This window comes from Treponema primitia, assembly GCF_046533075.1.
In the GTDB taxonomy this organism is placed as follows: domain Bacteria; phylum Spirochaetota; class Spirochaetia; order Treponematales; family Breznakiellaceae; genus Termitinema; species Termitinema primitia_B.
Genome location: NZ_JAJQRB010000042.1, coordinates 36,580 through 51,874 on the forward strand (window position 1 = coordinate 36,580; position 15,295 = coordinate 51,874).

A 15,295-nucleotide genomic window follows, 5' to 3' on the forward strand; every position below is an offset into this window, starting at 1 on the left:
CACGTCCTCGTCTTAATACGTTGACAGCGCAAAGGATATTATAAAATCAAGATCCCCCATGTTACCCTTTTGCCACTTAACTTCTCCATCATTAACTACGAAGCGTTTGGCAAAAATAAACCGGAAGGGAAATTGGGGTATGGCAAACCGGAGTCCGCCCCCAAGACTGAAACGCATATCTTCCATTTTGAACTCATTAAAAAAGCTATCCAGGGTCGGCTTAACCGCCGCAGCGTCAAAGAACCAGTCAATGGCAAGGATACCCGGTACAATGGGCATACGGATCTCCGCCCAATTCTCCCAGAGCGCCAAACCCCGGTTGAGCCGTTCACCGGTCCAACCACGGCCAATAAACATACCATCAACGACCAGCTTATTCGCATCATCAATCTCCGCGGTTGAATAATTCGGCTGCCGCAGAATCATGGATAACCCGGTATGAATACTAAAAACAGTCTTAAAACTATAGTTATCCGTTATAGGCAGGTTAAGGAGGGTAAAGAAATATTCCGCCTTGGAATCGGACTTTATATAATGCTCCCGTTCAATATCTCTGGGTAAGAGGCCATAGAAACCAAAGCGCTGGAAGAGATAGTACCCATTGGAAGGATCGTAATAGATATCCCGCTGATCCAGGGAAAGGCTGGTCCAGATTGAAGTGGTGGGTGTCCAATCGTTGTTCCCCTTCCGCAGGAACGGGTCAAAGGGACGGAAAATATCGGCGTCATAAATATTCTCTACCAATCCCGTCCGGATACCTCCGGCAATCCCAAGATTTCCCAGGGCGGTGACAAAGCGATACCCCGTGGTGAATCCCAGAGAAAGTCCCCACTGGTTATAATCCATAAGATAAACCGCTGGCGGGTATTTACTGTCGCTGACATAATCGTCATAGGAATCAAAACCATCCGGATAGGCCCAGGTCTCATCCCCGTTGAAGTAGGGGGCCTCGTTATCCATAGCCGCCTGGCGCGTCGTATGACGTACCGTAAAATCAAAACCCCCGGACAGGGGCAGCCCGAAGATCCATCGTTGGGTATATTCCAGGGACGCGCTCTGTGTATCCGGCGAGGCATTAAGTTCTATCCCGGCTACATTACCATAACCCAGAAAGTTACGATCGTTCCATTTGATTAAACCCGAAACAGGGAAAGCATCGGGGTCGGAAGAACCGGAAAAGGTTAAGCCAAACTGGATATCCGTAGTAGGCTGCTCTTCCACGGTAAATACCAGATCCATCAGGCTGTCACTGCTTCCCGGGACCATATCGGGGATAACGCTGGAGAAGTACTGTAAATTCATAAGATTACGATGACCATCCAGCAATTTAGTTCGGGAAAACACATCTCCGCTTTCCAGGGGAATTTCCCTAAGCAATACACGTTCCTTGGTTTTTTCATTTCCCCGGACAATAATATGCTCAATATGAGCCCTTCCCCGTTCCACAATGGAAATATTGAAGGACAGGACTCCCGTAACATTATCCCGGTTTTCATTGGGAATTATGGAGTTAAAGATATACCCGTTCTCGGCGTAAAGGCCCATTACCCGCTGAAGATCCGCCTCTACCCGCCGTGCATTAACGGTTTCCCCGACCTTGGAACGTACAAGGGCGGATAGCTGCTCAACGGTAAAGATCTCGTTCCCCTGGAAGCTGATGCCGCCAAAGGTGTAGATCCTCCCTTCATATATTTTAAAGGTGATGGTGAGGTTATTGTTACCCTTCGCATCCCGCTTTTTTTCCCTAAATACGTCGGTAACCTCGGCGTCAATATAACCCCGATCCCGGTAATACTGGGTAATGGCCGCTGTATCTGCGCTAAGCTTTGCTTCCTGGAAGGCGCCGTCATTGATAATCCCAATGGCGCCCTTGGGCTTTAAGGAGATCTGGCCCCGAAGAGCCCTGCTTGAAAAGATGTTGTTCCCCTCAAACAGTATTTCATCGATGGTTAACTTTTCTCCTTCGTTAATAAAGAAGCTAAGCTGGACAGTACCGTCCCTGCCCGGCCGGATTTCGGAGCTGACCCGTACATCGGGGAACCCCTTTTCCAGATATTTATTGATCACCGCCGTCTCATCAAGCCGCAGTTTAGCCTGGTTAGCAACATCGTTTACCTTGAGGGAAACTATATCCAGCAGATCTCCCCGGTGTATCTTATCGTTACCCACAAAGGTAATACGGGAGACCGTCGGACGTTCGACCACCCTGAACCGGATTATAACCGCGTTCCCATCGGCATCGGCAGGAACCGCGCTGGGAGTAATTGATTCAAAGTATTCCAGGGCATACATCCGCCCGTGGATTTCCCAAAAAATATCATCATTAAAGGCTTGGCCGATAAAGGGCGCCACAATTCCGTCCATTTCCGAAGAACTGACATAACGCAGCCCATCGAAAATAACATCCTTTATAGGTTTCCCCTGGTACCATTCACGGGAGCTTCCGCCTCCGGTATCACCGGGGGTCTCCTGCGCAAAGGCCGCAAACCCAAAAAATAAAATCAACGTACATGCAACACCAATGCGCATCAAGGCTCCTTCCATAAATCACTCAAATTTCTAATCGATCGTTTCCATGACAAAGTGAGAGAAAAATCTTCGACAATCCTCGGGTCCATATGCCGGGGGGCAACATTAAACTGAATATCAAACAGCGGACCGCGAATTTCAAGTCCAATATCCGCCTCCAGGGATACCCCCGCCCCGAGGTTGAAACCGTCCCGGGAAAAATCCCCAAAGCTAGTCCTGTTTTCGTCATACCGGAATGATAACATTGCCTGGCCAAAAACATCAGGCCCAAAGTACTTACCTAAGAAAACAGTCGTATTATCAAAATAGTTACCGACACTGCTAATCCTGTCAACCGGTTCCTGCAGTCCCGTAGCCTGAAATATGGCATTTTGCAGGATCTGGGTACGGACCGAGAACATATCCATGCCCAGGACATCCCGGACCGCCCGCTCTAAACGCCGGACCAGATAAAACTGCGCCAGAAAGTCTCCGCTCGCCAATACCATACTCCTAATTGAATCACTGGAGTCCTCCGAAGAAGCCCCGGTCACATTCTGCCCTAAAAGCGAAAAAATTTCAAACTGTGAAAGAGGGGGGTTAGACTCAAACCGGGGAATGAAGGATCGGAGCGGAGAACTGTCTACGATCATGGAAATGGTTACCGCCCCCTCATCGGTACGGTCCCGGGCTTCCGCGCGGGCGGAAATTTGAGGATCAAACTGTATATCGCTTTCATTGAAAGATAGAATTCCTTCCTGAATGTAAAAACTCCGCTGGAAATAGAATATTTCTCCGCTCCGGACGGCGACATCCCCTTCTACGGTAAAGCGTCCCGATCCGGTATCGGTGGTAATCCGAATTCCCGTTCCTGCTCCGGTATTTGCCCGAATCACGGGGAATTCCCGGGAGGGATACACAAATTCAACTTTAGAACCGGTGATAATGCGGAGATCGGTCACCACCGACGTTCTTGACACGGGCATGGTTCCTTCGGCGGTTTCCATAGAGAGCGCAGAAATCTGTTGGGTATCCAGGTTTATTTCCGCATTGTTGCCCGTTAAATCCCCGGAAACCTTAAAAATCATTTCTTCCATAGACAAAACGAGATGGCCTGATACATCGCCGTCCGCCTGGATTCCCGCAATATCCACGCCGAAGGGGATGGCTGTTTCATCCGGGACCCGGATATCCAGGGTAAAAATACTCGGCACCCACCGGTCAAAACGGAACCATCCGGAAGCCATGCCGGAACCGGAGCCAACCCGGGCAGGGATAGGGCCAAAACTCATTTCGTTACCCTCCAGGGTTATGGTCGTTGGTACCGGCTCTATGTCTTCCCGTATAAACTGGGGAACCTGGAGGCGCAGGCTGTTTGCCCGGATGGTTCCAAAAAATTCCGGGTCTCCCAGGCTGCCCCGAATCTCCACCGACGCCTCGGCGAAGCCCCCGGGTACATTGATAACTTCCTTCCCCGGGATAAAGCGCCAGAGCGAAGCCATGTCCACATACAGATTTGATGTCTGGGCATCAATGGTATTACCGGTAATGGTACCCACCACGGAACCCCTAAACGGGGCGGGGCTCGAAAAAGCGGCGTAAAAGGCCCCCCGATCGGAAACCTGGAGCCGGAGCATATCCCCGGGGCCGCCGGAAAGGGACAGTTGGGTATGATTGCGGGAAAATATAAAATTAAAGGGCTGCCGGGACCGTATGGCATCTAAATGGACATTCTGCACAAAGAGGGCGCCCTCGAAGCTCTCCATAGCCTTGGGCAGGTTAAACCAGGAATTGATAGGGGCAAAATTCAGCTCCGTATTAAAGACCATATCCATGTTCCGGCCCATAAAGATTCCCCCGATACGGGCTGCAGCCGTTGCATGGGCATTCCGCCGGTCTATACGGAGCTGATCAAAGTCCCCCTCCAGGGTGTTATAGTGCATACGAAATTCCTGGAGGGAGATCGTATCCTGGTCTATCATGGCGGACCCCGCAAGGGTAATATCATTATCCCCTATCCTGGCGCTCAGTTCGCTCAGATCAATATTGGCAGAATAGGAATCCAGGGATCTCCAGTGAATTTCCACTTTCCCCGACAGAAGCGTATTACGGGAATTCCTTAGAAAGCGGGCCAGTTGGACATTAGTTCCGGAGAAATTGATATCCACCGCCTCTCCGCGGTAAGACGCGTCTATACGGGCAATTTCCACCTCCTCCTGATTCCGGATAATAAGCTCCCCGGAAGGATTGGAAAAATTCTGTCCCCAGGAAGCGGTAGCCCTGCCCGTCAGAGGTCCCCGGCCGTCATCAAAGAGGATACGCCTGAATCGCAGCCCATCCTGATTAAGTTCCCCGGAAATGCCTAGGGATGTAATTGCCGACACCGGGGTAATCAGGTCCTGCACATTAAAATGGTCCACCGTAACGGACCAGTAATCGGAATCGTCGAAACGTACTGACATGAGAAAACTTAAGCGGGCAAACTGTTCATCCATGGGGATCGGAAATGAGGAGGCTTCTATATATCCGGAATATCCCCCGTAATCGGTGGTGGAAACATATACCTGGAACCCATAGGAACCATGGATACTAAGGGAACGTCTATCCAGGAATTCCCCATCCATGAAATAGAACATATCCTTATAGGATGTCTGGAAGGAAAAGGTAATATCATCGGGGTTTGAAAAATCGGCATACCCCGCAGCTTCGGCGCCCCCTTCGGCCCAGACAATCTGCCCTTCGCTTAATTCAAAACGCCGGTCCGTTCCGGATACGGATACCAGGGTTAGGATGTTCTGTTTCCCCGAATATGCCACTACCAGCCGGGGGGCATTGTAGAGAATATGCTCGAAGTCGGTAGTAACAAATACCTCGGTGGTGATCAACACATCTTCTGTAATACCCTTGGCTATTTCCGGAACCGAAGCGAGCTCCCTTAAGGGCCGAATCATATCCATCATATCCGATACGGCGAAGGAATCCAGGGCAAGGCTTCCCTGAAGATGCGCGGGATCCCGGTCATAGGAACCTTCCAGGGACAGGGTAGAGAGCTTTACATCCTCATAGGATTCTATATTGCGGAAGCGCAGCGCTGAAAGGCTAAAGGAAAAACCTTCATCCTCCCGGACAATATCACCGTCCAGGACAGAGAACTCCACCTCACCCAGGGATATGCCTTCTCCGAAAAGGTTCACGGTCCGTCCGGAACTGCTTATAGCGAAATCGCCGTTGATTCCCCCATCTCCGGTAAAGGAAAAATTCTTTACATGAAAAATCCCGCTTGGCGCCACGGGTTCCAGGCCCAGTCCGCCGGAATAAGCCAACTCTCCCTGGGGAAGTCTGAAATCGCAGCGGGTAAATCCAAAATATTTTTCATCCCCCTTACCGGCAACGGCGTAGGAAATTGGTCCCACCGTCTCATTCGGCTGCAAAGAGCCGGATAGATCGATCTCGTAGGAAACGTCCCCGTCCGGGGAATGGCTTATGGAAGCAAAACCGGTACTGCGCACATTCAGGTAGGAGTTGTACTTCCGCCAATTGCCGGTGAAGGTAAGAAAGTCCCTGGGTGTAAAATCTTCCGCCCGGAAGCTAATACCCATACGCCGCTTATCAAATGCATAGTTCAGGGAAAAATCAACCGGCAAGCGATCGTTGATCTTCCGTATTTCCAGCTCCTTTTCCGTAAGGGTCAGGTTTACCGTCATGGTTCTAAAAACAAAGAAATCCCCCGAAAGAGTGGGAATACGGAGATTAATACTGCCGTTGTTCAGATCCCGGGACAGTTCCCCATCAATCCGGCCGGACATGGCGGTAGCGAAGGATTGGTTTAAAAACCCAACCAGTTCAGCCTGGGCAGACCACTTGCCGGAAAACAGGAAGCGTCCGGCCTCCGCCCGGGTATCAAAATTGAGCCCCTCCACATGGACCGTATTCACTCCGGTCAGAACCCGGAATTCAGCCCCCCGTACCCGGAGCAGCAGATCTTCCGGTATCAGGGAGGAAATCCGCCGCACCGTATCTTTCCGGGAATCAGTTCCGGTTTGGGAGGAAAAACGGTCTTTTAGATCCGCATCCCGCTTAAAATCCAGGGTTATCACCGGCCTATCGATACGGATAGAACGGATCGAGCCGGGGATCTGCCCCCGGACCAGATCCCAGAAGGAATAGGTTAGACGGAAACGGTCTATGGTCATCACCGGTTCGGCACCCGCGGCGTATATCCGGATATTCCGTATATCCAGTGATCCGAATATGGAGGGGCCCATGGAGGCATATTCGATCCGCCGGTCCAGGAAGAGTTCCGCCTTGGACAACAGATCGTTCCGAAGCCCGTTCATCCTGGCCTGTATTTCCAACTGAAGGGGCCTGAGTAAAAGGGTACTTACCACCACCAGGGCGAGAAAAATGAGAAGTTCTATGCCGAAACGAACCAAACGGTAAACCGATTTGTTTCTGTGTTTATCGGCTTCTGTTGTTACGGGAGTATTCACAAGTCACCCCTGTGATAATCATCCCAATGTTGCATTCAATTATAGTACCTCATTATCAGTATCGACCGAATTGTCAGATAAGCCTCTATGGTATACCATATAGCATAATGAACATAATACCAAATTTTGTAGTCCTTGAGGGAGGGGATGGCAGCGGAACTTCCACCCAAATGGATTTTCTCCGCCGCCGTTTTACCGCTGCCCCGCCGACCTCGGGCGGGGAACTTCGCTGTAAGCTCCACAGTACGGTGGAGCCAACGGATGGCCCGCTGGGTAAGCTCATCCGCCAAGCCCTGGGGGGAAAACTCCCCCTTCAGCCGGAAACCCTGGCCCGGCTTTTTTCCGAGGACCGCCAGGAACACCTCTACGGACCGGGGGGTATCGCCGAACATTGTGAGCAAGGGGAGTTGGTGGTCTGTGACCGTTATGTTCTGTCCTCTCTGGTGTATCAGGGCATCACCTGTAAAACGGAACTGCCCATGCTTTTAAACCGGGACTTTCCGGGCCCGGGGCTGCTTTTTTTCTTTGATCTGGACCCGGATATTGCGGCAAAACGGCTGGAAAACCGCCCGGAAAGGGAAATCTTCGAATACCGGGACTTCCAGGTAGAGGTCCGCCAGCGCTACCGGGAATTGCTGCCATGGTATGCCGGCGAAGGGGTACGGACGGTGACCATCGACGCCTCCCAAAGCCCGGAAAAAGTGGCTGCAGATGTTTGGAGGGAGCTTGAAAAACTGCCGATACTTAAAGGAGAAATCTGAAATTCGGAGAATGGAATTTGCGGCATATCAAATTTCTGATGCTCGGCATCGTCCTACTGACAACCCTAAATCCCCTCCCCCTGGAAGCCTATTACGTGCAGTACAAGGAGCAGTTCTACCGGCTCTATCACCTGCATTATATACAGAACCCCGATGATACCATGGAAAACATCTACTGGCTGGAACAGGCCATCAAGGCGGATTTTGCCAATCCCCTCTTCGCCATGGCCCTGATAGAAAACGAGACCCAGTGGGAAAAGTACCGTTACCTCTTTATGATGCACGCCCACCTCAAACTGATAGAGCAGTACCTGTATCTGGGAAACAAGTGGAATAAACGGAACGCCTATTTCTACAACGCCCCCTGGAAGGAACAAAACCTGGAGAGCCTTGAAACCGCCGAAACCTGTTACCGCACCGCCCTCTACTACTGGCAAGCTGCCCGGGACTGGGCGGAAAAAGCCCAGGATCGCCGCTTCCGCTTCATCAACCTGCCCCGGGTGCAGTTCTGGGAGGATGAGGCCGGACGGGTAGAAGATGGAAGGCTTGATTACGAGAAGATTATTACCCGGGAGCTGAGCTTGCTGCAACAGGTTCGGGAAAAGTTCCAAGCCATGGACGAGAATACGTACTAATAAGCCCAGGATACGTGATATTGACAAAACCCCGATTTTTCGCTACCTTTTAACACTATTCTGGAGCGGTGTCCGAGTGGTTGAAGGAGGCGGTCTTGAAAACCGTTGTGCCGTAAGGTACCGGGGGTTCGAATCCCCCCTGCTCCGTAGACTATAATTCCGTTTTTTTTGTTGAACAAATTTAATCAAATAAGAGGGGATTCGAACAGGAGTCCCCGCCGACCGGAGGGAGGAAAAGGCGGCAGGATGCCGCCGGCAGGGGACGTATGCGGGTCGGAGGGAGCAAACAGGAAGTTTGCGACCGGAGACCGAATCCCCCCTGCTCCGTAGGAACCTTGTCTACAACTAAACTTGACCCACAAATCAATCATGATTACCTATCACGAAGAAATTTCTAACCGCAAGGTCGAAGAAGTCGAATAAGGCAGAGGATAAGGATCCCCATTTTTTCATTTCTTCTTCGACTTCTTCGCCTTTTTCGACTTCGCGGTTTATTACTCTTCCCAATTTCTAATTATTTGGAACTTCAGGCCAAAAGTGTTTTGGATAGCGGCCGCGCATTTCTTTCCGTACATCCGCGTATGATCCCTTCCAGAAGCCCGGCAGGTCCCGGGTAACCTGGATTGGGCGGTCCGCCGGGGATAATAAATGAAACACAATCGGTACGGATAGTATCTTTACTTCCCCTATGCCGAATGCATCCTGGAGGCGGAGCCGTAAAACCGGTTCCCCGGTACTGTAATCAATGTGACGGCGGCGGCCCTTAGGGGGAGTAAAGTATTCAGGCGCCAGCCGGTCCAGTTCTTTTTTTGTTTCCCAGCCGAGCCTTGCGGCAAGGGCGTCCGCCAGACCTTTCCCGCTGATGATTGGCCCGCTTCCGCTTTCCGCCCCGTCCCAGACAAAAGGACCCAGCCATTGAGCCGCATCGTTGATAAGGGCCGCATCGGTCCATGCTGCATCGGTGCTCCCATGAGCATGATTACTGTTGAAAAAACGTATCCGATCCAGAAGACGGCGGGGATGTCCTGCTTCGTCATCCCAGGGGAGGATGGTAATACCGGTATCTTGGAGTAAATCCGGCAGGACCGGGATAATTTCTTCACGGAGGCTGCGGCGGCGTTCTTCCAAAAGGGGTATCCGGCCCGCCAGCTTTACTGCGATGCTCCGGGGGTTAAGACCCTTCCACTCAATGCGGCTTTCTTCGCGTATTTGCCTCTCCAATAGTGTAAGGGCAGTTTCTTCCGAAACCGGCGCGGCAAGCCGTATAAAGCCCATCCGCTCTCCGGCATCCACCTCCGCTGCGGCGATCCACTCCGAAGCGGCGATCGGTCCCGGAAGCCGTCCTTCCCGGCCGGAGCTGAAACGAAAAACCCCTTCGATGCCGCCCCGTTTGTTTGCTCCGGTCTCATCCAGGCGGCGGGCAATACGGTCGGGAAAAGCTGCTCCCAAAAGCTCTCCCACACCGGCTTCCGCTTCCATGGTCCATGATAATTTTTCATCCGCCTGCCCCAGCCGTTTAAGAAGGTCCGCCGCAGTTTGGGCGCTACGCTTAACCCAGGCTTCATTTTCCGGCCTGATCTTTCCGCGCATTTTGCAACGCAGGATTGAAAGACGCAGTCTGAAATCCGGATCTTGACCAACGCCGGAACCATCACGGTCCGACAGTATTGCTGCGGCGGCACAGCCAAGAGGCGCAAGCCGCCGTTCCTTGCCGGCGATACAAAGCCTCGCAAGCCGCGGTTCAAGGCCAAGACCCGCCATGACCCTGCCTATACCGGTAGGACGCCCTTCGGTATCAATCGCATCCAGCTCTTTAAGAAGTTCTAATGCCCGGTCCCAGGAAGCAGCGGGAGGGGCTTCCAGCCAGGGAAGATCCTCCCGGTTTTTGATGCCCCATAAGAGACAGTCCAAAACCAGGGATGACAAATCGGTACGCCGGATCTCGCTTTCCGTTTCCGCCGGGCGGACATCGTTTTCCGCCCAAAGCCTTACACAGCGCCCGCGCATAAGCCGCCCCGCCCTGCCCGCCCGCTGTTCCGCGCTCTGACGGCTGATAGCTTCCATGCTCAGCCGGTTCATTCCGCTGGGGATATGGTAACGTTCCAGCCTGGCAAAACCGGAATCCACCACCATGGTGATCCCCGGGATTGTAAGCCCCGTTTCCGCAACATTGGTAGAAAGGATGATACGGCGCTTAGTATTACTGTTTGCCGAAAGAATCTCCCGCTGTTTATCCAGGGGCATGGAACCGTGCAGTGAAAATATATCAAAATCATGATCAAGCCCGGCGCTGTTTAACGCAGAACGGGCATCATCGATTTCCCGTCTCCCGGGCAGAAAAACCAGTATATCCCCTTCCCTGCCGCCGGAATTTCCCGGGTTATTCAGCATACTTCCCAGCGCCTCTCCCACAGCCTTTCCCAGTGGTTTACCCCCCGGCAGAGGATTCGCAAGGGGCCGGTACGAAATATCCACCGGAAAGACACGGCCCGGACAGTCGATAACCGGCGCATTGATAAAGGCCCCAACAGCATCGGCGTCCATGGTTGCGGACATAACAACGATATTAACAGCCGATCCCATACGCCGCAGGTCCATCACCATGGCCAGGGAAAGGTCGGTATGAACACTACGTTCATGAAATTCGTCAAAGATAACGGCAGACACACCCCTCAGTTCCGGGTCATTCTGCAGCCGCCGCACCAGGAGCCCCTCGGTAATCACCTCAATCCGTGTACGCGCCGAAACCTGCCGCAAAAGCCGCACCCCATACCCCACCACCCCTCCAACAGCTTCCCCGGCAAGCTCCGCCATACGCCCGGCGATCCCCAAAACCGCCGCCCGCCGCGGTTCCAGCACAAGTATCCTCCCCTCCCCCAAGCTCTCCATCAAAGCCAGCGGAACCAGCGTAGACTTCCCGCTCCCCGGATCGGACCGTATAACCAGCGCCCCCCCTTCCGCAACAGCAGCGCAGATATCCTGCAAACGATCCGCCAAAGGAAGTTTAGTACCAATAAGTTTTTGCATAAGCGGACTGGTCATAATGCAGACACCCCATATACCACCGGCACCCGGTCGAATCACTGATCTAAATCATTATACCATAAAACTTAGCGTTGCCAGGGGGTATGGCCACGGTTGAAAAGACCGGGATTACGGACCCGGCGCCCTTGGGTTACCCTAAAAGGGAATTCCCGGGCGAATTTTATGAAAATCGGTAAATTTCTGTTAAAAAAGGTGGAAAATAGTCACATTAGTGATATACTAGTCCTACACAAGGGTAAGTGGCGAAGATATATGTCCGATAGTCTGTATACTCAATTCCGGTTATTTTCCCATTTTTTGAGCGGCTGCACGGGCTGCGCTTGTTTCAAGGGTTTATTTACTATCCGGCTAGGGAGAATACTATGATATATACTACGCTTTTACCCCCCCCCCCCATTCCGCTAGGTTTACTCTAATATTTCCCATACTACTCAAAACCACAGCTTCATGCTGTTTCGTATTAAGGAGTTTTCTCATGAAAACAGTGCGCTTTTTTGCCCTGATCTGCGGAGCCACCCTCATGCTTGCCGGTTGCGACCTTTTTCTCAATGCCCCCGAAAAGGACGCCCGTTCTGGGGCGGAATACGAGGTATGGCTGGCCAAGGCGCCCCACCTTACGGTGCGCATGGAACTGGTTCCCGGTTCGGGAACGGCTAATCCCCCGGCGGGGCTCATTACTCTGCCGGAGAACCGGCCCAAGCTGGAAGTTCCTTTTAACGCTTCTTTTACCGTAAACCCCGGGTTCGGCTTTGTGGAATGGCGGGCCTATAGGGCCGCCGCTCCGGGCGTGCCCTTAGGAACCGAGGTGCAGTTTAAAAGCCTTAACGCTTCGGGGACCGAAGTTGAAGTGAAGATCCTTATTAACGAAGAAATAACCATTACCCCCTTTTGCGCGGCCTTGCCTACGGTAACGGACCATAACCTGCCCAACGCCACCTTTCAGCGGCTGCCCACCAACTACCCCGTGGAGATATGGTTTAACACGCCGATTGATCCGGAAAGCCTCTCCTTCCTGAATACGGCCAAGCCCCAGGGGACCATCGCCATTACCGGGAAGGCGGACCAGGGGATGAACCCGACGGTCCGGGATTTGACGGACCAGTACGATCTGCAAAAGGACCCGGCGGGGCTCTGGATACGCCTGGAGCCGGTGCGGAACGGCTTCTCCCTTTCCAATTACAATATTACCTTAGAACTGGGTACGGGCATACGCAGCAGGGACTATCCCTTGTACATGGTGGAAAGCCGGGCCTTGAGCTACGGGGCTGCGGACGGCCCGGACCTGAACTTCCCGGTGGTTGATACCAACCTTATCAAGGGAGCCCTGGGTCTTGCGGAGGGTAATGTCTTTTTCCCCGGGAGAACTATTAGCTATAACAGCGCCGGGCGGACCTGGCCGGCGGAATATGCCCTAAAAAGCGATGAAACGGGCAAGCGGACCGTGTACCTGCTTTTTGACGCCTATAAAACCTCGGCAATGATAAAGGAAATAACCATCACCGAGGAACGGGTTATGGATATTGCAGGCCGTGCGGTGACTGCCGAGATTCTGCCTTCCCCGGCCTACCCCAACGAGAATTTGCGGAACGCCGATTCCCCCCTGGCCTTGAAGTACGCGCAGGAATTCCTAAAGACGCCTTTTGTTATCGCCCACACGGTACAGACCGTCAAGGAAGGGGTCATTCGGTTTTACATACAGCCCCGGGATTCCTTCGGGATCGGGTACAGCTATGTGGATGCCAACACCCGGGGCCTGTATGTGGAAGCCCTGCTGGACCTGCCCCCGGAACCGGTAACCGGGATGGGGGGCGCCTATAACCGGGCTGCCGGGACCATCACCCTGTCCTGGACGGACCCCGCCAATGCGGATTTGGATCATATTGATATCAGTTGGGCCGGGGGTACAGCAAAAGCGAATGCGGGGGAACAGCGGGCAGTCCTGGCCGTTATGGCTCCCGGGCTTTATAACTTTACCCTTACCGCCGTAGACAAGGGCGGGAACCGCAGCCCGGTTGCGTTCTCCTTTCATGCGGACACTACAATCCCCAACCCGGTGAGTAATCTGCAGGGACACTACGATTCCAATAGCATAATCCTTTCCTGGAATAACCCCGAGGGGGACGATGAAGCGGAAAAAATAGTGATTAGCTGGACCGGTACTGACAACGGTTCAGCCACCGTAGGGTTAAGCGGCACGACTCAGAGCTATGACATATCCGGCATAGCGGCGGCTGACCGCGCGGCCTATACGATAACCGTAAAGACCGCCAATAACCTGAAAGAATCCGACGGAGCCTCGGTGACCGTCTACCCGGATCGTACGGCCCCCAGCCCGCCGCATACGGTTACCACTTCTTATGACAAAGGCACCAGGGAAATCGCGGTAAGCTGGACCGATCCGGTGGATGCGGATTTGCAGGAGATACTCCTGGAATGGGGCATCAACGGGGGGGCCATTGCGGGAACCCAGCGGGTAAGCCGGGGACAGCAAGTCTACCGAATTACCGGGGTTGTTTCGGACAGCCAGGGCTATATGGTGCGGGCCTATGCGGTTGACCGTGCGGGGAACCAGTCCACCGGGATTTCAACGACGGTGGAAACCGAAATCCTCCCCTCCGGCGGTTCTTTTACCGTAAACGGCCCGGGGGAGAAGATAAGCCTTTCCCCGTCCCCGGAAACCTCGGTAAGCCTTTCCTTTAAGAAAAACGGTTCCCGGATGTATACCGTGAGCGGCTATGATGACGCATCCTCTATACAGTGGCTGGTGGACGGCAATCCCGTCGACGGCACGGATAAAAGCTCCACCTTCACCGTAAATGCGCAGAATTACTTTGTGCGGGACTATACGCTGACGGTGATGGCGAAAAGCGGGGGACGAGTGTATTCCCTGGTTGCGGTATTTACCATAACGGAGTAAGGAAACATGAAACACATACAAAGAAAGACCGGCCTATCAGCTCTATTCAGCGCAGCCCTGATGACCCTCGCCGTGCTCAGCTCCTGCTCCACTCCCTTTACCCCGGAGCAGCACGCCCCCGCGGAAGCGCCGGTCCCCGCAGGATACGGCCGGGCCCTTATCAGCGTGGCCCTTGAAGACGGCGCGGAGCCTGAGGCCGCCCTGTCCGCCCGGACCCTGTTCCCCAGCAGCTTTACCTCCTACGAACTCACCTTTACGTACATCGGCCCCGATATCTCCGGCCTCGATGCCCCGGCCTATAACCCCAGCCCCGTACCCTGGACCGCCGTAACTACCGTGGAGCTGCTGCAAGGGACGTGGGTCATCACGGCGAGTGCCTATACCGGAGGCAAGGTACTCTCCGGCCGGGGCTCCTCGGCGGAAATAACGGTCGGGCCCGGCGCGGTTACGCCGGTAAGCATCGACATCAGCATGAACTGGGCGGGCCAGTCTGCCACCGAAAAGGCGGGGGCCCTGGGCTATTCCTTTACCGCTCCCGAAGGAACCTATACTGCCAAAACACTGACGATCAAAACCATGGACGGCGCGGATCTCGATATCCCCGATAATCCGGTAGATTTGACGGGTATAGATGACGGCCTGGCGGCGGGAACGGTTCCGGACCTTCCGCCGGGCTCGTACTCCCTGGTGGTGGAACTGGTGAACAGCCAGAACCGCGCCGCCCGGTGGGCCACGGCCTTCCATATCTACAACGGCCAGACCACCGCGGCCATCCATCCCTTTGCCGAGGCGGATTTCAGCGCCCGCGTCCCGGTGTTTGGGACCGTCGATACCGGCATGGTGGTAACCCCCACTTCCCGCACCGTGGAAGCCTTTACCGAAGCCGCCTATGATGCCGGCAATTTCAGCATCCCCCTGGCGGTCAGCGCCGTTGAGGAC

8 protein-coding genes and 1 tRNA gene are annotated in these 15,295 nt (G+C 53.6%); 5 read left to right on the forward strand and 4 right to left on the reverse strand.

All coding sequences use genetic code 11. The annotated features are described in order from the left end of the window. Positions 1-12: 12 nt before the first annotated feature. The gene (gene bamA / locus LQZ19_RS07725) at positions 13-2,529 is read right to left on the reverse strand and encodes an outer membrane protein assembly factor BamA (protein WP_411047092.1); all 2,517 of its coding nucleotides are present in this window, start codon (positions 2,527-2,529) and stop codon (positions 13-15) included. Then, positions 2,529-6,998: a translocation/assembly module TamB domain-containing protein gene (locus tag LQZ19_RS07730; protein ID WP_411047093.1), complete on the reverse strand. Its 4,470-nt coding sequence runs from the start codon at positions 6,996-6,998 to the stop codon at positions 2,529-2,531. Before LQZ19_RS07730 ends, bamA begins: the two co-directional genes overlap by 1 nt. Before the next feature lie 107 nt (positions 6,999-7,105). Between LQZ19_RS07730 and tmk the strand changes: the two genes are divergently transcribed. The 3 genes from tmk (at position 7,106) to LQZ19_RS07745 (ending at position 8,541) form a co-directional block, all read left to right on the forward strand. Next, positions 7,106-7,759, forward strand: coding sequence for a dTMP kinase (gene tmk, locus LQZ19_RS07735; protein WP_411047094.1), 654 nt, complete (start codon positions 7,106-7,108; stop codon positions 7,757-7,759). Between the two features lie 38 nt (positions 7,760-7,797). Next, a complete protein-coding gene (locus tag LQZ19_RS07740) occupies positions 7,798-8,394 on the forward strand; it encodes a hypothetical protein (RefSeq protein WP_411047101.1) in 597 nt (198 codons plus the stop codon). Positions 8,395-8,456: 62 nt separating this feature from the next. Continuing rightward, positions 8,457-8,541, forward strand: a tRNA-Ser gene (locus LQZ19_RS07745). A 216-nt stretch (positions 8,542-8,757) separates the two neighbouring features. Here LQZ19_RS07745 and LQZ19_RS07750 read toward each other — a convergent pair. Beyond that, positions 8,758-8,901 (reverse strand): hypothetical protein, encoded by a 144-nt coding sequence (locus LQZ19_RS07750; RefSeq protein ID WP_411047095.1) that lies wholly within the window; start codon positions 8,899-8,901, stop codon positions 8,758-8,760. Between the two features lie 3 nt (positions 8,902-8,904). Next, entirely contained in the window at positions 8,905-11,436 is a 2,532-nt protein-coding gene (gene hrpB, locus LQZ19_RS07755; protein WP_411047096.1) for an ATP-dependent helicase HrpB, read from the reverse strand. A 478-nt stretch (positions 11,437-11,914) separates the two neighbouring features. Between hrpB and LQZ19_RS07760 the strand changes: the two genes are divergently transcribed. Next, complete coding sequence (locus tag LQZ19_RS07760) at positions 11,915-14,356, forward strand: fibronectin type III domain-containing protein (protein WP_411047097.1); 2,442 nt, start codon at positions 11,915-11,917, stop codon at positions 14,354-14,356. A 6-nt stretch (positions 14,357-14,362) separates the two neighbouring features. Then, on the forward strand, positions 14,363-15,295 hold a 933-nt coding region (locus tag LQZ19_RS07765), incomplete at its 3' end, for a hypothetical protein (protein WP_411047098.1).

Bases quoted from the DNA above. Each gene is read 5' to 3' on its own strand.
- tmk (WP_411047094.1), top strand. From the start codon at position 7,106: ATGAACATAATACCAAATTTTGTAGTCCTTGAGGGAGGGGATGGCAGC.
- LQZ19_RS07740 (WP_411047101.1), top strand. From the start codon at position 7,798: ATGCTCGGCATCGTCCTACTGACAACCCTAAATCCCCTCCCCCTGGAA.
- bamA (WP_411047092.1), bottom strand. From the start codon at position 2,529: ATGCGCATTGGTGTTGCATGTACGTTGATTTTATTTTTTGGGTTTGCG.
- LQZ19_RS07760 (WP_411047097.1), top strand. From the start codon at position 11,915: ATGAAAACAGTGCGCTTTTTTGCCCTGATCTGCGGAGCCACCCTCATG.
- hrpB (WP_411047096.1), bottom strand. From the start codon at position 11,436: ATGACCAGTCCGCTTATGCAAAAACTTATTGGTACTAAACTTCCTTTG.